The following is a 19,135-nucleotide window of genomic DNA, read 5'->3' as shown; positions in this document are numbered from 1 at the left end:
CCGCGACGCTGTTCACCGCCGAGATGCTGCCCTACCTGCGCGGCATCACAGCCGGCCGGGAGGCGGAGTTGCACCCGGTGATCGCGCGGACGCTCCAGGCCCCCGACGTCACGATCGCCGACTACCTCGCCGCCGAGCGCGAGGTGGAACAGCTGAGGTCGGTGTTCGCGGGCTGGTTCCAGGACTACGACGTGCTCGTCTGCCCGGTCGTGACGATCCCGGCGCCGCCGCATGCGCGATCCAGCTACGTTGTCGGCGGGCAGAAAGTACCGGCCCGCAACGTCATGCGGGCGACGGTGCCCTTCAACCTCACCGGCCTGCCCGCCGTCTCGCTGCCGTTCGGGACGACCGCGCGCGGCCTGCCCATCGGCGTTCAGCTCGTCGGCACCTGGTGGGCCGACCACGACCTCCTCGCACTGGCCGAACGACTCGAATTGGTCAGCCCGGTCCGCGACCGTCGCCCGCCACTCCAGCCCTGATGTGCCCGTCCCGGCTGGCCAGCCCGCCCATCCCAGACCGATGTCTCCCAGCCGTGTCTTGACCAAAGGGGAACGAGAAGCGCGCCACAGACGCGAAAACCGGTAACCGCGAAGAACGACCTCAGCGTTCAATGGACATCCGCAATTCGGCAGTAGCGGATGTTCGGGGCACGGCGAACCAAGCCACCAGTGATGACCTGGCCCGTCATGCGGTCCCGGAACCTTCTCACCGGCCGCCCCCGGCACGCCGGTCTGCGACACGTCACAGCGCGAATTGCGCCGAGACTACCAGGCTGCCGGTACGAATCCGCTGGTCAGCCCTGTTCCCATCCTTGGGTACTCCCGCCGGGGAACCCTGTTTGATCAGCGGAAACGCTTGTTGGCGCTGTGACAGGAAGCGCACGTGACATGACACGTGGTGCGGGTGCGATCTGGAGCGGTTCTGCCAGTGGCCCTCACCCGAGGACTGGTCGACACCGTAACGTTTTGCGTAGGTCCTGACGGTGATGGTTGCGCCCGGCTTGATCCAGGCTCGTGGCGTTGTTGCTTGCGCATCCTGTGGCGTCGGGGCTGCACGAAGGGTCGCTGTTGGCCTGCCCCGGCGGGTCTGCGTGTTGGGCTGTGGGAGCCGCGCGATAATCGGGCGGTGACCGCCGAACAGAGCACGGAACCGCAGCCGTTCGCGCACTTGAGTGCCAAGAACGCGACGCTGTACCGGGATGTGCTGCTGACGTTCGCGCGGGCGAGAGACCGGTTCATCGTGCACATGCGGCCCGAGGACATCGCCACGGAACTGGGGCGGCACGGCGATGTCGAGGCGATCGCGGGCGCGCTGGAACAGCTTGTCGCATGGGGGAATCTGCGGGCTGATCCGGACACGAGCCGGGTGACCAGCGTCGCGGACTTCCATCGGGCCCGTTACCTGTATCAACTCACAGCAGTTGGTCAGGCGGCTGAGGAAGCGCTCGCGGTGTACGACGAGGCGCTGGGCCGCCGGGGTTCCTTGCAGTCGGTGGCGTTGGAGGACATCGCCGGGCAGTTGCGGGCGCTGGCGGAGACAGCGGGAACAGACGATCCCGATCCGGCCAAGCTGCACCTTCTCCTGCTCGCGCTCGCCGAGCGGTTCACTGGTCTGGCGGACAACGCGCAGGCGTTCATGGCCTCGCTGCGGCGGGTGATCGACTTCGCCGATGGTGACGTGGAGGCGTTCATCGCCTACAAGCAGCGGTTGATCGACTACGTCAACAAGTTCATCGCCGACCTCGCCAACCGGGGCGCGGAGATCGCCACTCTTCTTGGCCGGATCGAGCAGGCCGATGTGGACCGGTTGCTCATGGTCGCCGCCAGGCGTGAGGCGGCCGATGCCGCGCCGGACGCTCGTGAGAATGCCATTGAGGCATGCTTGGATGCGTGGCGGAACCGGTGGCGCGGGTTGCACGACTGGTTCGTATCGGCCGATTCCCGCCATCTCTCGCAGGCCCGGCTGCTGCGCGGCGCGGCCGTTACGGCGATCACCCAGCTCATCGATACGGTCGCCGCGCTCAACGAGCGCCGCTCTGGCAGGTCCGACCGCTCGGCGGACTTCCGGACACTGGCGAGGTGGTTCGCCGAGGCGCCGGACGACGCCGCGGCGCATCGGCTGTGGCGGGCGGCTTTCGGGCTCAACTCCGCCCGGCATCTCAGCCTGAATCAGGAAACCGTTGCGGCATGGGACGAAGAACAGCCCGCGCCGAGCACGCCGTGGCGGCTCGCACCCGGGATACGGATCAGCCCGCAGTTGCGCCGGACGGGGTCCTACGAGCGACGCGGCCAACCCAACCGGGTCGTCGACCGCGCTGAGCAACGGCGGATTCTCGCCGAACAAGCCGCGAAGGAATCGGAGCAGGTCGCCGAGGCACGCGAACGGCTGGCGACTCCTGGGCCGATCCGGCTGTCCCAGCTCGGCAGGCTGGACACCCGGGCGTTCCGGCTCTTCCTCGGCTTGCTCGGCGACGCGCTGTCGGCCCGCTCACCGGGTGACGCCGAAGTCCGGACGACCACGAGCGACGGGACCATGGAAGTTCGGATGAGCGTTGTCCGTGGTGGCGGCACAGTGCGAATCGAGACCGAGGACGGAGTGCTCCGCGGACCGGAGCATGTGATCGAGATAGTGGATCTCGTGGCAAGCAGCCGGGTAGAGGCGATCGCGTGAACGCGCTCGCCGAGGAGAGCGTCGTCCAACAGCGGAAGGCCATGCGAGCATTGCTAGCCAAGCCGTTGTTGACCGCGGAAGCCGACGACGAAGTCCTGCGGCTGGTTCGGCGGCATGCGTCGGACCTGCGGAACTGGCTGGCCACCGAGACCGGCTGGCGGCTCGTTGTCGGCGCGGAATCCGCGCGGCTGTTCAAGACCGCTCCGACCTTGGCCGACGACACCCATCCGGCTCGCGACGGCAAGGGCAAGCCGCCGTTCGGGCGGCGCAGGTACGTCTTGCTGTGCCTGGCGCTGGCTGTGCTGGAACGCGCCGACGCGCAGATCACGCTGGGCCGCCTCGCTGAAGGTGTGCTGGCCGCGGCGGGTGAACCGGAACTTGTGGACGCCGGTGTGTCATTCACGCTCAGCCGTCGCGACGAGCGCTCGGACCTGGTCGCCGCGGTACGCCTGCTGCTCACGTGGGGAGTACTTGAACGAGTCGCCGGTGACGAGGATGCCTATCTGAGCGACAACGGTGATGTGCTGTACGACGTGCAGCGACGGGTACTGGCCGCGATGCTGACCGGAAGCCGTGGCCCGTCGACCATCGTTGCCGGCGATTTCGAAAGCAGGCTTGAAGAACTGACTCATGAAGCGGTCGCTGACACCGACGACCTGCGTAACCGTGCACTGCGTCACCGGCTCACCCGCCGGCTGCTCGACGATCCGGTGGTCTACTACGACGAGTTGACCGACGACGAGCGCGGGTACCTTGTGGGGCAACGACATGCGATCATCCGGCGGATCGAGGACGCCACTGGCCTGGTCGCCGAGATGCGTGCCGAGGGCATCGCGATGGTCGACCCGGACGACGAACTGACCGACGTGCGGATGCCGGAGCAGCGCACCGACGGCCACGTCACCTTGCTCGTCGCTGAATACCTGGCGAACCAAAACGGCCCTGTGCCACTTGAGAAGCTACGCGCGCATGTCAGGAAGATGGCTCAGGAGCACAAGTCCTACTGGCGGCGCGGCGTCACCGAGCAGGGAGCGGACGTCGAACTGCTCGCCATCGCGTTGAACAAGCTGCGAGCCCTGCGACTTGTGGAGGATTCGGCAGGGGAAACGGTGCTCGCCCGCCCGGCGATCGGCCGGTACAAGCTGGAAGCACCCACGATCCGGGAAGGGGCGAGGAAGTGACCGCGCCGGTCCCGCACCGTGACCGCTGGCAGCCGCTGCGCGCCGGCCTCGTCGACCTCTTCTACTACGACGTCGAGGAGTTTCATTTCCACGACGGCCGGTTGTTGTTGCGCGGCAACAACGGGACCGGCAAGTCCAAAGTGCTCGCGCTGACCCTGCCGTTCCTGCTCGACGGCGAACTGTCGGCACACCGGGTCGAACCGGACGGCGACCGCAACAAGCGCATGGAGTGGAACCTGTTGCTCGGCGGAAAGCATCCGCACAACGAGCGTCTCGGCTACACGTGGCTGGAGTTCGGCCGTGTCCTGCCCGACGGTCGCGCCGAGTACCGCACGATCGGCTGCGGCCTGAAAGCCGTTGCCGGGCGCGGAATCGCGCGGCACTGGTTCTTCGTCACCAGCCAGCGGGTCGGCCATGAGCTGTCACTCGTCGGCCCGACCAGGGTGGCGCTGACCAGGGAGAAGCTCAAGGATTCCGTCGACGGGCACGGGATGGTGTACGACACGGCGTCGGAGTACCGGCGTGCCGTGGACGAGGCACTGTTCGGGCTCGGAACGCATCGCTACGAGGCGCTCGTCAACCTGCTGATCCAGCTACGGCAGCCACAGTTGTCCAAGAAGCCGGACGAGAAGCTGCTTTCCCGCGCGCTCACCGAGGCGCTCCCGCCGCTCGATCCGGCACTGATCACGACCGTGGCGGAGGCGTTTCGCGGCCTGGACGAGGAACGCGAAGCGTTGCGCGGCCTCGCCGAGGCGAAGTCGGCCGCGGAAGCGTTCCTCACCCACTATCGGCGCTACGCCCGTATCGCGGCCAAACGCCGCGCGGCTCCGCCACGGCAAACCCACAGCCGTTATGAACAGCTGGGGCGTGACCTGGGCGATGCCGACGCCGCCTATGACACTGCCACGCAAGCACTCGAAGAGGCACAGCGACTGCTCGACGAGTTGGCCGACGCGAAAACCCACCTGGAGGCGCGGCGGGCCGCGCTGCAGGACAGCCCCGAGATGCGGGACGCGGAGGCGCTCGAGAAAGCCGGTGCGGACGCCGAAAGGCTGGGCAAGTTCGCGAAATCCAGGGAACTCGAGTACACGTCGGCTGTCGACACCGCGCGGCGCCGGGAAGAACAGGTGACGCGAGCCCGCCAAGTCGTCGCCACCGACGAGGAAGCCTTCGAAAGAGCCAACAGCACGGCGAAGAATGCCGCTGAGGCCGCGCGCGTCGCCGACGGTCACGCAGCTGTCGTCGCGGATGCCGAGGAACGGGCCGGTGCCGCACTGGTCGAGCGCCAGACCAAGGCGGCCGAGCGCTTGCAGCAGCTGCTCGGTGCGGCGGCGCGGGCTGAGGCAGCCCTGCGTTCGGCCCGCGACGACGTGGATCGGATCACCGCCGAGCAGCAGGCCGCCGCCGATCGGATCGCGGCGGCCGACATGGCGACCGCCGAACGCGGTGCCGCGCTTGTCGCTGCTTACAGTGCTTATCTGGAAAGCGTGACACGATTCCGCGTGTCCGATGTAGACAGTCTGCTTGCCGGGCTGGACGCATGGGTGGAGACGCTCGACGGCGCCAACCCCGCGGAATCGGCGGTGGACGACGCAGTCATGCGGGCAACCGCCGAACTCGGGCGCAGGCAGGCCGCGATCGAAGCCGAGCAAGGCACGGTCCGTGCCGCACGGGAAGCCGTCGTCGACGAGATCGAACGACTGGAAGCGGGCGGGCATGACGCACCGCCAAAGCCTTATACGCGTGACGAAGAGGCACGAGACGGCCGCCCCGGTGCTCCACTGTGGAAGGTCGTCGACTTCGTCGCGGGAGTGAGCGACGAGCACCGCGCCGGCCTGGAAGCGGCGTTGGAGGCCGCGGGAATCCTGGACGCCTGGGTCACCCCGGACGGCGAGTTGCGCAGCACGGTCACCGGTGACGTCATCGTCGTGCCCGGTGACGCCGCACCGGCGGGCGGGCTCACAGCCGTGCTTGCTCCAGCCGTCGACCGGGCCGACCCGTTGGCCGCCGTGCTCACCGATGCCGCGGTCACCTCGGTGTTGCGGGCCATCGGTCTGGGACAAGGGGCGGGAACCTGGGTCACGGTCGACGGCAGGTTCGCCGTCGGCGTGCTGAACGGGGCCTGGCACAAGGAATCGGCCGGTTACATCGGAGAGGGTGCACGCGAGGCCGCACGCCGGGCCCGCATCCGGCGACTGCGCGGAGAGTTGACGCTGCTGGACCGGCGCCTTGCCGAACTGGCTGACGCCGCAACGGGATTACGGGCCGACCGGGATGCCCTCGCCGCCGAGCACCAGCGACAGCCGAACGACGACGACCTGCGTGAAGCACACGTCAAGCTCTCGGCTGAGCACGAGGCGAAACGCCGTGTTGACGTGCGGCTGGACGAAGCCGCCGTCATCGTCGGCAAACGGACCGAGGAGGCCGACGAGGCTCGCGGCAGGGCGACCGAGTTCGCCGGTGATGTCGGCCTGCCGACCGACCCGGACGAACTTGCCGTTGTCCGGGCCGCGATCGGCGACTACCGGGTGGCGCTTGCCGCGCTTTGGCCTGCGGCAAGGGCGTTGGACCGGGCGCGGACGAATCTGGCTGATGCGGAACAGGAACTGCTGACCGCCGTGGAACACCGCGAGCAGGCGCATGAGGCCGCGACCTCCGCCCGTACCGAAGCAGAGGTCGCGACCGAACGTCACCGGGTCCTGGTGGAGACAGCGGGCGCGGGTGTCGAGGAGCTGTACCGGAAGCTGGACGCGGTCGCCGCCGAACTCGACGAGCGTCAGGAGCGCGAGCAAGAGGCGCGTTCCGCGGAGCAGCGCGCACTGGTGGAGCGCGGCAAGGCAGAAGGCCGCCGCGAGACACTCCGCGAGTCGATCTCGATCGCCGTCGCCGAACGCGATCAGGCCATTGCCGAGATGCGCGCCTTCGCGGCGACCGGACTGCTGACGACCGCCCTTCCGGAACTGGATTTCCCTGATCCCGCAACAGAATGGGCGCCCAATCCGGCGGTCGCACTCGCGCGTTCCATCAACGCGGCACTGGACGGCGTCGACGACGCGGACCGGCCGTGGGAGCTCATCCAGCAGCGCGTCTCAACCGAACACAAGCTGCTCACCGACGCGCTGTCCACGCACGGTCATTCGGTCGGCATGACCGTACGAGACGGGATCATCGTCGTCGATGTGCTGTTCCAAGGGCGTTCTCAGGACATCCCCACGCTGGTCGCGGCGCTGGAGGCGGAGACCGGGCAACGGGCGACGCTGCTGTCGGCCAAGGAACGCGAGATCCTGGAGAACCACCTGATCAACGAGGTGGCGGGCACGCTGCAGGAGCTGATCAGCAACGCCGAGAGCCAGGTCCGGGCAATCAACGCCGACCTGGAGGAACGGCCGACGTCGACTGGCATGCGCCTGAGACTGCAGTGGCGCACCGCCCGCACCGCGCCTGACGGGCTTGCCCAGGTGAGGGATCGGCTGCTGCGGCAGACCGCCGACGCGTGGAGCCTGGCCGACCGCGCGACGGTCGGCGCGTTCCTGCAGGAGCAGATCAACCGCGAGCATGCCGAGGATCTCGCCGGCGGCTGGGTGGAGCAGCTGACCCGCGCACTGGACTACCGGTCCTGGCACGAGTTCGCTATCCAGCGCTACCAGGACGGCCAGTGGCGGCCTGCCACTGGCCCTGCGTCCGGTGGCGAGCGGGTGCTGGCCGCGTCGGTTCCGTTGTTCGCCGCGGCCTCGTCGTTCTACTCCTCGTCGGCTAACCCGCACGCGCCACGGCTGGTCGCCCTCGACGAGGCGTTCGCCGGTGTCGACGACGACTCGCGCGCGAAGTGCCTCGGCCTGCTGGCCGCGTTCGACCTCGACGTCGTGATGACCAGTGAACGCGAATGGGGTTGCTACCCGCAGGTGCCAGGGCTGGCCATCGCCCAACTCGCGCGGCGGGACGGGATCGACGCCGTGCTGGTAACTCCGTGGCGATGGGACGGACGGGAACGCGTGCAGCTGGATCGGCCGGTCGCCGTTCCATGACAGCCGACCGTGACCGCCTGCGTAGGCTGCTTGACCGCGAGGACACGGCATGGCTACTCGACCGCATGCGCCGACGTCTGGTGAACGGAAAGCCGCTGAGTGGCGTTGTCACTCTCACTTCGGCCACCCATGACCAGCGGCGTGCCGTCGAACGCCTGCTCGGCAGGCGGGCAGGCACCGGCACTTCGTTGACGCTGTCCCTCGACGAACTGGACGCCGTGTTGCGCCGCAGCGGCGCCGCACCGGACGGACTTGCCGATGTCGTGCGGCTGCTGATCGGCACCGTGCCGGAACGCGCGGCGGAGATCGCGGCATGGGCGGCGGTGTACGCGCCATTGGACGAACTGGTTGCGCGACGCCCCGGCCTGGCCACTTGGCGAACATGGCTCGACGCCACCGGCATGGTGCGCAGGCTGGCTCCCGATCCCGGCACAGCGTCGACGCTGATCACGTCCGTGGTCAAGGTTCTTGACGAGTTGCCCTCCGATGGCGTCGCACTCGGCCGGCTGGCCGCGAAGACGACCCGCGACGCACACGGTCTGGACGAAGGGCGGCCGTTGACGACCCTTGTGCTGTCGGCAGCACGAGTTCTCGCCGGTTCACTACCGAGCGGTGCCGGTTCCGCAGCCGAACGACGCGCCGCATGGGCGGCCGTGGGCGTTCACCTCGATGAGTTGTCGTCGTCTGTGATGTGCCTCGGGCTTCCGGGTGGCGCTCAAACCACAACCGGGAAGATGCTGGCCCTGACACGCGAAGCCGGCGAACCGTGTGTGCTGACGTTGCGCCAACTGGTGCGCGATGACGTGGATCTTGGGGTCGGCGACGGCCGGGTCTGGATGTGCGAGAACCCCATCGTGCTCGCGTCGGCAGCCGACGAGCTCGGCCCGGCCTGTCCGCCGCTGGTGTGCGTGAACGGGCAACCTTCGACCGCGGTCTGGCGGCTGCTGGACATGCTCGTGGCCGGCGGGGCCCGATTGAGCTATCACGGGGACTTCGATTGGGGCGGGGTACGGATCGGCAACACCTTGCGTGAGCGGTTCCCGTGGCAGCCATGGCGGTTCGACACCGCCGCGTATCAGGCCGCGGAAGCGACCGGCGGTGAGCTGACTGGACGGCCGGTCGACGCCAGCTGGGATCGTGGCCTGCGTTCAGCGTTGGAACAGCGCGGGGTACGAGTAGAGGAAGAACTGGTCCTGCCCGCCCTGATCAACGACTTACGCGCAGATCGGCGGTGACCACGGGCGATCGTGAAAATCCAGCGGATCGGCCTGCGGCGGGTGAGGTGCTGCCCGCACAGGGCGACAACTGTCCGCCAAGATCGCCACCAGCGTGGATCGGGCGTTGGCAGGGTGAGATCCGGACCAGTTCGGTACTCGCCGCTTCGGTGCAGTGTTCAACCTCCACCGTTCTGTCGTTAGCAGGCGAGGTCGGCCAGGCCGAACAACAGACGGTTGAGTGCGACCTTTTCGAAGACGAGCCACGCGTCCTGCTCCCGCACGGTTGTTCCACCTCGGGCCAGGTTCCCTTCGCCCAGGTGGCAACCGCCTCGGCATCGTGCTCGGCGGCCCGAGGCACCGGCACCTGCGGACTCCACCCGAGCCGGTGCGGCACATAGGACACACCAGTGCGTGGTAGATCGCAGCCTCGACGCACGATCAGCTGCAGCCGCTGCCCTTCCTGATCCGTCAGCCTGCGGATTCTCACCGGTTCGGCCACCAGCACCCCCGCGCACCCGCATGCCATCACCGCTGAGCGACACCCAGGCGGACCAACCCGGTCACAACCCTAGCCCGAATGAGTAGAGGTGTCGCTGTTCGATTTCACGTTGACGCTGTACGCCCTATCGTGAGTGCTGGTTCACGGTGAGTAACAGGCTACGGGGGTGGGCATGCCTGGACCAGCGGATCATGTGCGCGTCAGACCGGAGGATTTACGGTCGGTGGCGGACGAGATCGTGGATGTCGCCGACGAGGCGCATCACGACGCACGCAAGTTAGGTGGAGCGCAGGACGCGTTGAACGGCGCTCCGCACGTCTTCGACAGTCCGCGGGCCCATGCGGAGATCGAGTCGGCGTGGCAGCAGGTGCTGCACACGATGACCACGAAGCTAGCGGTGGCCGCAGACACCTTGTCGCTCTCGGCGGAGGCGTACGCGTCGGCCGAGCAGCGCAACGTCCGCCGCTTTCCGAACTGAGCCGGGGGAATCGTGGTCACCTACGACGACGTCATGCGGCTGGACCTCAACGCCTACACAGAGGAAGCCCGCAACTGGAAGACCCTGGCCGACGCGCTGACGACCCGGGCGAACGATCTTGACCAGAAGCTGATGAAACTCGACGGGTGGACCGGTGCCTCAGCCGACGCGGCCAAGGCCACCTTCGCTGGGCACCGCAAGCAGTACCAGGATGTTTCCGCCACGATCGCGAACATCCCGCCGGTATTGAGTGACGCGGCACGCCAACTGGGTGGCGTGCAGGCCGAGGTGAACAGATTGGTCGATGAGGCCCGCTCACAGGGGTGGGCTTTCGACCCTGCGGGCAAGGTCGTGACGCCGGGCCCGCCGCCCGCGCCGATGGCCAACCTCGAACCCGATGCCCGGCGGCTTGAAGACGCGATGGCGGCCCAACTCGAACGAGCGCGGCGGGCAGACGCCGAGGCGGCCTACGCGCTACGGAGCCTGCGGCCGGAAGCGGCCGGCTTCGCCGGCCCCGATCAGGCAACGGTCGCCGCGGCCGCGACCGCGATCCCGCCGCGTTCCACCGCGCCGGCCGAGGTGAAAAAGTGGTGGGACTCGTTGACACCGATGCAACAGGAATCGCTGCTGTACACGCACGCCAGCGAGATCGGCGCGTTGGACGGCGTACCCGCCACTGCTCGCGACCGCGCCAATCGCACTCGGTTGACCGAATTGAAGGCCCAACTGCTCGCCGAACAGGAGCGCCTGCGGAGTCTCGGTGATCGTCGGATCGGTCGTGATAATGACCGGCTGGCGGACATTGACGCGAAACTGAGAGGTATCGAGAAGATCGAAGAGCGGTTGGGGAAGGTGGACGGCAAGCATCAACAAGCGTTCCTTCTGAGTGTCGACACGAACGGTACTGGCCGGGCGATCATCGCCATGGGTAACCCGGACACCGCTGGGAACCTGTGCACCTACGTACCTGGCACAGGCGCACGACTAGAGCAGGTAGAAGGCGAGATGGCGCGGGCCGACAGGATGGTCAACGCGGCGAAGGCAGCCGACGACGCAACATCGACGTCGGTCATCGCCTGGGTCGGGTACGACGCGCCGCAACACCCCATCTGGGACGCTTGGTCAGAGAAGTACGCCGACGGCGCCAAGAAAGATCTGGACCGATTCCAGGACGGACTACGTGCGACGCATGAAGGTCCTCCGTCTCACAACGTGGTCCTGGGCCATAGCTACGGATCGACGGTTGTCGGGCACACCGCTCGGTACGAGCGACTGGACGTCGACGGCGTGATATTCGTCGGCAGCCCCGGAGTTGGCGTCGACAAGATCGAAGAGCTTCATCTACCGCCTGACCAAGTGCATGCGACCGTCGCCGAGCACGACGCCATCCACATAACCAACAACCCGCACAGTTACGACGATCCGACCGAAAGAAGCCTGGACCCTCACGGGCCGGACCCAGCCGATCCGCGTTTTGGCGGAAAACCATTCGCCTCCGACCCAGGAACTTCAAGCTGGCCGCTCGGCAGCGCAGCCGCTCACAGCGCGTACTGGGATCCAGGGAATCGGTCGCTCGCCAACATCGGACGCATTATCGTCGGGCAGCCTGCCAGCTAACGATGAGGCCTACCGAATGAAACAACGTCGAACGCATCCGGGCAGCGGTCTAGCCCTCGTTGTGGTGATGCTGGTCCTGGTCTTGACGTCGTGTGACAGTGACGGAGGCAAGCAACCCGTGAACACCATCACTCAGCAGGAAGCGAACAACCGTGTCGAACAGTATGTACGCGACGCGGTGTCGGCACTGTCACCCGCTCCGCGACTAGAGCCACTCGGACACGAGGAGGCCGGCGACTGTTCGGACCCGACAGATCGTGGTCCGGGTGGTCGCGTACTGGCGAACAGAAGCCACTGGCTTCGAGACATCCCCCGGGAAAACAACCCAGCAGTAATCGACACGCTGATGAAGTGGTGGTCCGAACACAATTTCGCCGTCCTGAACGACGAACGCCCAAAATCGAACTACGTACACGTCGAAAACAGGAGCGACGGCTTCAGAATGTATGTTCAAGAAAGCGCGCAAGGCAGCCTATCGCTTGGCGCAACCTCCCCGTGCGTATGGCCGAACGGCACACCTGGCCCCAAGCCTTGATCAACGGAATTAACCAGCTGCCCGCACGAAATCACCATTGACCACAAGGACGATCCGAGCAATCAGCACTGTGGTGACGTGCTCGGCGATCCGGCTGGTCAAGGTTGGGATGGGCTCAACGGCATCGGCAGCGGTTGTGCAGCGCCGACCGTTCCGGCGAACGGGAGTTCCGGCGCTGTGTGCTCGGGCCGCTTGGTGACGTGATCAGGTCACTGGAGAGGCCACGGGCGGGGACAACCGACTGGACAGAAAACTGGACAATCCTTGACCGGAGCAGGGGCTCGCCGGTGCACTCGTCCGCACCTGATCACAATCATGGGAGGTCCCATGTCCTACCTCCGCAGAGCGGCGTTGGTGGCCTGTGTGGCGGTGGCGTTCGGTGTGGTGTCCCCGGTTGGAGTGTCCGGCGCGAGCCCGTCGCCCGCACACGGAGACTGGGTCGGCACGTGGGGGGCGTCGGCGACGGGCACGGTCCCGAACCTCGCCACTGGCTACGTGGACCGGACGATCCGCAACGTGGTGCACACGAGCGTCGGCGGCGCGCAGGCACGGGTCGAGCTGACCAACGTGCTGGGCACCGCGCCGGTGCAGATGAACGCGACGATCGCTGTCGCCAAGGGCCCCGGCGCGCCGGACGCGGTCGCCGGCACGATGCGACCGCTGACGTTCGGCGGCGCGCCGTCGGTCACCATCCCACCCGGTGGCGAGGTGCTGAGCGACCCGGTTTCTCTTGCGGTGCCCGAAGATGGCGACCTGCTGGTCAGTGTCTACACCCCGCAGGCGTCCGGCCCCGTCACGTACCACCAGGTCGCCAATCAGACCTCCTACCTCAGCACGAGCGGTGACCATTCGAACGAGGACGCGGGCGCCGCGTTCACCGAGAAGGTCACCTTCTGGCCGTACGTCAGCAGGGTCGACGTACTGGGCCGCGCGCAGGGCACGGTGGTCACGCTCGGCGACTCGATCACCGACGGCAACAACTCGACGCGCGACGCCAGCCATCGGTGGCCGGACTACCTGGCGGACCGGTTGATCGCCGCACCCGGCCCGACGACGCTCGGCGTGGTCAACGCGGGCATCAGCTCGAACCGGTTGCTCAACAGCACGTGGAACCCCAACGCACTGTCGAGGCTGGACAGGGACGTGCTGACGGTGCCCGGCGCGAGGTCGGTGATCGTGTTGCTCGGCATCAACGACATCGGCGGCCAGCCGCAACACCGCGAGCCCTCGAAGATCATCGCCGCGCTGCGACAGGTGGCCGCGCAGGTCCAGGCACGCGGGTTGCGGATCATCGGCGGCACACTCACCCCGTTCGGCGGTTCCGGCAACTACACCGACGAGCTGGAAGGCGTGCGCGCGGCCGTCAACCAGTTCATCCGCACGAGCGGTGTGTTCGACGCGGTCGTCGACTTCGACGCGGCCGTCCGCGATCCCGCGAACCCGTTGTGGCTCAAGGCGGAGTATGACTCTGGCGACCACCTACATCCGAAGGACGCCGGCTACCAGGCGATGGCGCAGGCGGTGGACCTGGACCGTCTCCTGGCGCGTTCCGACGGCGACGACTGGATCAGCACGTGGCAGACGGCCATGGCCCGCCCCGCGCCGAACACCGACCGAGGACTGGCGAACACCTCGATCCGCAACGTCGTGCACACCTCCGTGGGCGGCGGAACAGCACGCGTCCGCCTGTCCAATGTGTACGGATCAGCGCCGGTGCTGATGAGCAAGGTCACGGTCGCCGTGGCGGCGAAGCCCGACGCGCCGGACGCGGTCCCCGGCACGATGCGGCAGCTGACTTTCGGCGGTGCGCCGGACATCACGATCCCCGTCGGCGCCGAGGTTCTGAGCGACCCGGCCCGGCTGGACGTGCCCGCGGACGGCGACCTGCTCGTCTCCGTGTTCACGCCGCAGCCGTCCGGCTCGGTCACCGAACACCCGCGCTCGTACCAGACATCGTTTCTCACGCCGACCGGCGACCATGCGGCAGACGAGTCAGGAAGCGCTTATACGCAACAGATCGGCGCGTGGTACTACGTGACGGGCGTCGAGGTCCAGTCCCGGAAGGCCCGTGGCGCGGTGGTGGCCTTCGGCGACTCCATCACCGACGGCGACCGCTCGACGGTCAACGCGAACGTGCGCTGGCCGGACGTCCTCGCCGACCGGCTGGCCGCGCGACCGGGGCCGGCCCGGCTGAGCGTGGTCAACAGCGGCATCAGCGGCAACCGGATCCTGAACAGCGCCGCGGCGGGCGGCATCGGCGGCGCCAACGTGTTCGCCCGGCTCTCCCGCGACATGGTCACGACGACCGGCGCACGAACGGTGATCTTCCTGGAGGGCATCAACGACATCGGCAACCTCGCCCATCCGGACCCGGTCGCCATCGCCAACGCGATGCGGATGATCGTCGCGGAGGCACACGCCCAGGGCCTGCGTGTCATCGGCGGGACCATCACGCCGTGGAAGGGTTGGCGTGCCTACAACGACGAGCGGGAGAGCGTGCGTCAGGCGGTGAACCAGTTCATCCGCACCAGCGGCGTGTTCGACGCGGTCGTCGACTTCGACGCGGCGCTCCGCGATCCGGCCGACCCGCAACGGATCAGGCCGGAGTACGACTCGGGTGACCACCTGCACCCGTCCGACGCCGGTTACCGCGCGATGGCCTATGCCATCGACCTGCGCGTGCTGTAGGGATCACGCAAGCCGGCCGGAGTTCGCGCGGTACGCGTGCGAACTCCGGCCGGCTTCTCGTTGTGGCAGACGAGCTCGCCCCCTTGCCCTTTCACCTGATCGAGTGACGACAACCGGGCGACCGTCCTGACGCGACTGTCGCAATGAGCCGTTTGGTGGCCGGGCCCCTGGGTATCTGTGCTCCGAGGATGTTTCCACATCAGACGGAAGGAAGAGCCATGACCAGCGCCGCGGGCCACACTTCCGGAGTTTCCGGATCCCACCATGGCCGTCTGCCCACTGGACCCGCCACTGAGGTCACGACCAGCCACCGGACAGGCGCCGAGACCAAGCCCTCTTTCAAAACCACCGAGTTCTTCGTCTTCCTCGCGAGTGTCGCCGCTGTCGTGATCACGGCACTGGTCGTGGACGGCAGCGCCGAGACCGGCGGTGACCCCTTCAACGCGGAACAGGCACTCCGGTACATCACGTTCCTGGCCATCGGTTACATGATCAGCCGGGGCATCGCCAAGGCGGGCAGCCGGTCATCCGCCGACGACCGCTGATCCCGGCGGGCGCAGTCCGGTGAAAATCAGGCCACTGGGCGGCCGTCTCGGCTGTCTGATGATGATCGCCCTCTCGATCCTCATTTCCGTCGCGCTCACCATCGTGCTCAACCTCGTTCTCTGACGGCCGGTCAGCCACTGATGTCCTACGAACAGTCTTCGCTTTCGACGCTCAGAACCTGACCTCCGGATACCGCGCCGACGGCCCGTCCAGCAGTGGCTGCGGCTTGGCGAGCAAGTGCAGGTCGAAGAAGGCTCAGACGTACCTTCGGGCGCCAGGAGCTGGCCAGGGAACTGCACGACATCGTCGTCAACCGCCTACCCTCGTGAGTGTTTATGGGTGTTCTAACCCTGATAAACACTCACGAGGGGTTCTGGGGTCGGCTTGCGGTTCTGGTGGGAACTTCGGTCATGCGTTCGTCGTAGCCCGTGTCGGGGTTGACGACGCGGCCGGCGGCCCACCAGTTCTCGCGGGCTGTTTCGAAGACCACCAGCATGATGTCCTCCTCGGGGACGTCGGCGAACAGCCGCAGGTTGGCCACGATCGCCCGGAACAGGTCGTTCTTCTGCTCCGGTGGGCGCTGGTTGAACGCCAGTTGGACGAACATGGTGCGCTCGCTGCGCCGCAGGCCGAACACGACCGGTTGAATGACGAAGTTGTCGGGCGTGACCTCGTGGAAGACGTGGAACTGGTCGTCATGGGGGATGTTCAGGACGTCCACCATGGACTTGTGGATGGCCTCGGAGACGAGGCGGCGGTGCTCGGGGGTGGTTCCCTGGCGCAGGTAGACGTTGATCAGAGGCATGGTCGTTCCTTCTGGCGCGTTGTGCGGTGGTGTCGTGCTGTGACGGCCGGTCTCACGGCTTCCTTGACGGGTTGCCCGTTCACGCCCGACGTTAGAAGCCCGAGCGGGATTCCACCAACGAATGCCCGGCATACTGGCTATGCTCTTTTCTCATGGACTTCACGCTGGCCGGGTTGCGGGTCCTGCGCGAGGTGGCCGAGCGGGGCACCTTCACGGCCGCGGCGGAAGCGGTGGGCTGCACGCAGTCGGCCGTCTCCCGGCAGATCGCGACGCTGGAGCAGGTCACCGGCGTCCGGCTGTTCGACCGCCATCCCGGCGGTGTGCGGCTGACCACCGCCGGACACGCTCTGCTGCGCCACGCCGTCACCGCGCTGGACGCGTTGGACGCCGCCGACCGGGAACTGCGCGGTACGCAGGACGACACCAGCCGTGTCCGGCTCGGCTTCTTCCCCACGGCCGGAGCGGTGATCGTGGCCCGCGCACTGGCAACCCTGCGCCAGGAACGCCCCCGCATCCAGGTCACCACCCGGGAGGGAACCACCCCGTCACTGGTCAGGGCACTGCGGACCGGCACGCTCGACGTCGCCCTGCTGTCCTCCCGGCCACCGCACCGTTCACCGGACACCGACGATCCACCCCTGCGTGTGGAGCCGTTGCTGGACGACCGCTTGGTCCTGGCGGTACCGGCCGACGGCCGGTTCGCCGGCCGCACCAGCGTCACCGCCGAGTTCGTCGCCGACGAGACGTGGATCGCCAGTCCGACCGGGATCGACGAGCCCCTGCTGGGCGTCTGGCCGGGTCTGCCCGGACGGCCTCGCGTCCACCACACCACCCGCGACTGGATGACCAAACTGCACCTGGTCGCGGCCGGAGCCGGAATCACCACCGTGCCCTCGACACTGCTGTCCGTGATCCCGCCCCGGGTCCGCCTCGTCACCATCGATGACGTCCCTGACGAACGACGCCGTGTCAGCCTGGTTCGCCTGCCCGGCCAGACCACGGCGTCCACGGACGCCGTCGTCCGCGCCCTCCGCCAACAAGCGGCCGACCTCGCCGAATAACCCGCCCGCCACTGATCCAATCGCCCGTGCGGTGAGCTTGTGCCGGTGACCGGTACGGCGCCCCGGGCGGATCGACACCCGGGGCGGTTCAACGGGTGATATCAGGGCGAACCAGGCCGTGGAATCACGGGTACGGCAACAGTTCCTGGTTGATCTCCTCCCAGGACGCGCTGAGGTCGCTCACGATCCTGGGGTAACGCTGCGCCAGGTTCGCGCGCTCGCGCGGATCGGTGATCAGGTCGTACAAAGCGTCGGGATTCGTGCCCTGACGGAGGAACTTCCAGCGTCCCCGGCGCAACGCACGTGCGGATCTCGTGCGCCAGAACAGATCGCTCTCGCCGGGCACAACCGTGTCGACGAGATAGGACACGAGATCCCGGCCGTCCAAGGGATGAGTCGGCACGGGCTGCGTCCCGGCGATCCGGAGAATCGTGGCGGTCCAGTCCTGGGTGATCACCGGAACGTCACTTTCCTGATCCGGCAGGACGTGGGCCGGCCACCGCACGATGGTGGGCACCCGGATGCCGCCCTCGAACAAGCTTCCCTTGTTGCCGCTCAACGGCCACTCGTAGGACCACCGCTCGCCGCCGTTGTCGCTGGAGAACAGGACGAACGTGTCGCGCTCCTTGCCGCTGTCCCGCAGCGCGGAGAGCACGCGGCCGATACCGGCGTCCATTGCCTCGACCATCTTGCGGTACGTCTCCAGCGTGCCGCCGTCGTTGTGCACCAACGCCTGCCGGTCGCCGGCCGCCAGCCGGGCGGTGAGCTCCTTGCTGACCTCCAGGTCACCGGGCGCCTCCCACGGCCAGTGCGGTGCGGTGAAGTTGAGATTGAGCAGCCACGGACGGTCGTGCCTGGCGCGGACGAACTCGGCCGCCCGGTCGGCGATCGTGTCGGTGTAGTAGTCCAGCGACTCCACCGGGACCTCGCCCTCGTAGAGGTCACGCCCGTTGCCGCTCATCTTCGAGTAGTAGTCCAGCGCACCGCCGAAGTTGCCGAAGAACGTGTCCCAGCCCGACTTCGTCGGACTGAACCACGGCAGATAACCGCAGTGCCATTTGCCGAACATCGCGGTGGTGTACCCGGCCTGCTTGAGCAACGAGCCGAGGGCCGGATGCTCCGGCGGAATGCCGTGCTGCTCGTTCGGTCCGCCGATCGGTTCCTGCAGACCACCGGGCAGCCGTCCCGGATAGCGGCCTGTGTACAACGCGAACCGGGTCGGTGAGCACACCGCCGCGGCCGAGTAACCGTTGGTGAACCGAATCCCGTCGGCCGCGAGCTGGTCCAAGTGCGGCGTACGGATGAGAGGCGAACCGTAACAGCTCAAGTCTCCCCAACCAAGATCGTCGGCCAGTATGACCAGCACGTTCGGCCGTTGCGCCGGTTCGCTCGCCTCGGCGGAACCCCTGCTCACCGCCGGTACCACAGCCGCCCCGACGGCCGCCGAGATAACCCCTCTTCTGCTGATCTCCCCCGCCATGTCGTCAACCCCTTTCCGGTTTTCGCTGATCCCCTTTCTCGACAGGTATCACGGAGAAACGCGGATTCCTCGCGTTCCCAGGCAAATCCCAGCCAACACCCAGCCCGCACCAATCTTGTCCACAGTGGACAGAAACGACCGTTCCGCGGCAAGAGTGACCGTTCGTTCTTTCCATGGTGGACAGTCCCAGCCGGACAGATCGGCACTGGCAGACGCTTTACATTCCGGCTGTGCGGGCCGATACTGGCCGCGCGAGGGGAGTACTTCCCAAAGGTCTGCCCGGTCAGGACGGACATCCCGCTTGATGTCCCCGGGAGACCGCCCCCGGCGGGT

General features: G+C 67.4%; 13 protein-coding genes. 10 read left to right on the top strand and 3 right to left on the bottom strand.

Going from position 1 to position 19,135, the window contains the following annotated elements; genetic code table 11:
* The 5 genes from GC106_RS41880 to GC106_RS41860 form a co-directional block, all read left to right on the top strand.
* On the top strand, positions 1–479 hold a 479-nt coding region (locus tag GC106_RS41880; protein ID WP_217281620.1), incomplete at its 5' end, for an amidase family protein.
* Positions 480–1,125: 646 nt separating this feature from the next.
* Complete coding sequence (locus GC106_RS41875) at positions 1,126–2,670, top strand: TIGR02677 family protein (protein WP_173141745.1); 1,545 nt, start codon at positions 1,126–1,128, stop codon at positions 2,668–2,670.
* Positions 2,667–3,851 (top strand): TIGR02678 family protein, encoded by a 1,185-nt coding sequence (locus tag GC106_RS41870; protein WP_312873315.1) that lies wholly within the window; start codon positions 2,667–2,669, stop codon positions 3,849–3,851. Before GC106_RS41875 ends, GC106_RS41870 begins: the two co-directional genes overlap by 4 nt.
* On the top strand, positions 3,848–7,876 hold the full coding sequence (locus GC106_RS41865; protein ID WP_173141744.1) for a TIGR02680 family protein: 4,029 nt from the start codon (positions 3,848–3,850) through the stop codon (positions 7,874–7,876). The genes GC106_RS41870 and GC106_RS41865 overlap by 4 nt, the downstream gene beginning before the upstream one ends.
* A complete protein-coding gene (locus tag GC106_RS41860) occupies positions 7,873–9,111 on the top strand; it encodes a TIGR02679 family protein (RefSeq protein ID WP_173141743.1) in 1,239 nt (412 codons plus the stop codon). Before GC106_RS41865 ends, GC106_RS41860 begins: the two co-directional genes overlap by 4 nt.
* On the opposite strand, the gene GC106_RS49830 is transcribed toward GC106_RS41860, so the two are convergent.
* On the bottom strand, positions 9,083–9,619 hold the full coding sequence (locus tag GC106_RS49830) for a helix-turn-helix domain-containing protein (protein WP_376777819.1): 537 nt from the start codon (positions 9,617–9,619) through the stop codon (positions 9,083–9,085). The two genes, GC106_RS41860 and GC106_RS49830, sit on opposite strands and share 29 nt — an antisense overlap.
* A gap of 196 nt (positions 9,620–9,815) precedes the next feature.
* On the opposite strand from GC106_RS49830, the gene GC106_RS41850 reads away from it, so the two are divergent.
* From GC106_RS41850 to GC106_RS41835, 4 genes are all read left to right on the top strand, one after another.
* On the top strand, positions 9,816–10,070 hold the full coding sequence (locus GC106_RS41850; RefSeq protein WP_173141742.1) for a hypothetical protein: 255 nt from the start codon (positions 9,816–9,818) through the stop codon (positions 10,068–10,070).
* Positions 10,071–10,082: 12 nt separating this feature from the next.
* Positions 10,083–11,687, top strand: coding sequence for an alpha/beta hydrolase (locus tag GC106_RS49585; RefSeq protein ID WP_173141741.1), 1,605 nt, complete (start codon positions 10,083–10,085; stop codon positions 11,685–11,687).
* Positions 11,688–12,549: 862 nt separating this feature from the next.
* Positions 12,550–14,910, top strand: a complete 2,361-nt coding sequence (locus GC106_RS48450; protein WP_246368035.1) for an SGNH/GDSL hydrolase family protein — start codon at positions 12,550–12,552, stop codon at positions 14,908–14,910.
* A gap of 218 nt (positions 14,911–15,128) precedes the next feature.
* Positions 15,129–15,455: a hypothetical protein gene (locus tag GC106_RS41835; protein WP_217281618.1), complete on the top strand. Its 327-nt coding sequence runs from the start codon at positions 15,129–15,131 to the stop codon at positions 15,453–15,455.
* A 362-nt stretch (positions 15,456–15,817) separates the two neighbouring features.
* Here the strand turns inward: GC106_RS41835 and GC106_RS41830 are convergent, their stop codons facing one another.
* Positions 15,818–16,261, bottom strand: a complete 444-nt coding sequence (locus GC106_RS41830; RefSeq protein WP_173141740.1) for a tautomerase family protein — start codon at positions 16,259–16,261, stop codon at positions 15,818–15,820.
* Between the two features lie 152 nt (positions 16,262–16,413).
* Between GC106_RS41830 and GC106_RS41825 the strand changes: the two genes are divergently transcribed.
* The gene (locus tag GC106_RS41825) at positions 16,414–17,322 is read left to right on the top strand and encodes a LysR family transcriptional regulator (RefSeq protein ID WP_173141739.1); all 909 of its coding nucleotides are present in this window, start codon (positions 16,414–16,416) and stop codon (positions 17,320–17,322) included.
* 124 nt (positions 17,323–17,446) lie between these two features.
* Here the strand turns inward: GC106_RS41825 and GC106_RS41820 are convergent, their stop codons facing one another.
* Positions 17,447–18,736 (bottom strand): sulfatase-like hydrolase/transferase, encoded by a 1,290-nt coding sequence (locus tag GC106_RS41820; RefSeq protein WP_312873313.1) that lies wholly within the window; start codon positions 18,734–18,736, stop codon positions 17,447–17,449.
* Positions 18,737–19,135 lie beyond the last annotated feature (399 nt).

The organism is Kibdelosporangium persicum (assembly GCF_013280595.1).
Classification (GTDB): domain Bacteria; phylum Actinomycetota; class Actinomycetes; order Mycobacteriales; family Pseudonocardiaceae; genus Kibdelosporangium; species Kibdelosporangium persicum.
The sequence above is the reverse complement of the archived record's forward strand: the minus strand, read 5'-3'. Positions and strand labels throughout refer to the sequence as shown.

Bases quoted from the DNA above. Each gene is read 5' to 3' on its own strand.
- GC106_RS41830 (WP_173141740.1), bottom strand. From the start codon at position 16,261: ATGCCTCTGATCAACGTCTACCTGCGCCAGGGAACCACCCCCGAGCAC.
- GC106_RS49830 (WP_376777819.1), bottom strand. From the start codon at position 9,619: ATGGCATGCGGGTGCGCGGGGGTGCTGGTGGCCGAACCGGTGAGAATC.
- GC106_RS48450 (WP_246368035.1), top strand. From the start codon at position 12,550: ATGTCCTACCTCCGCAGAGCGGCGTTGGTGGCCTGTGTGGCGGTGGCG.
- GC106_RS41835 (WP_217281618.1), top strand. From the start codon at position 15,129: ATGACCAGCGCCGCGGGCCACACTTCCGGAGTTTCCGGATCCCACCAT.
- GC106_RS41825 (WP_173141739.1), top strand. From the start codon at position 16,414: ATGGACTTCACGCTGGCCGGGTTGCGGGTCCTGCGCGAGGTGGCCGAG.
- GC106_RS41860 (WP_173141743.1), top strand. From the start codon at position 7,873: ATGACAGCCGACCGTGACCGCCTGCGTAGGCTGCTTGACCGCGAGGAC.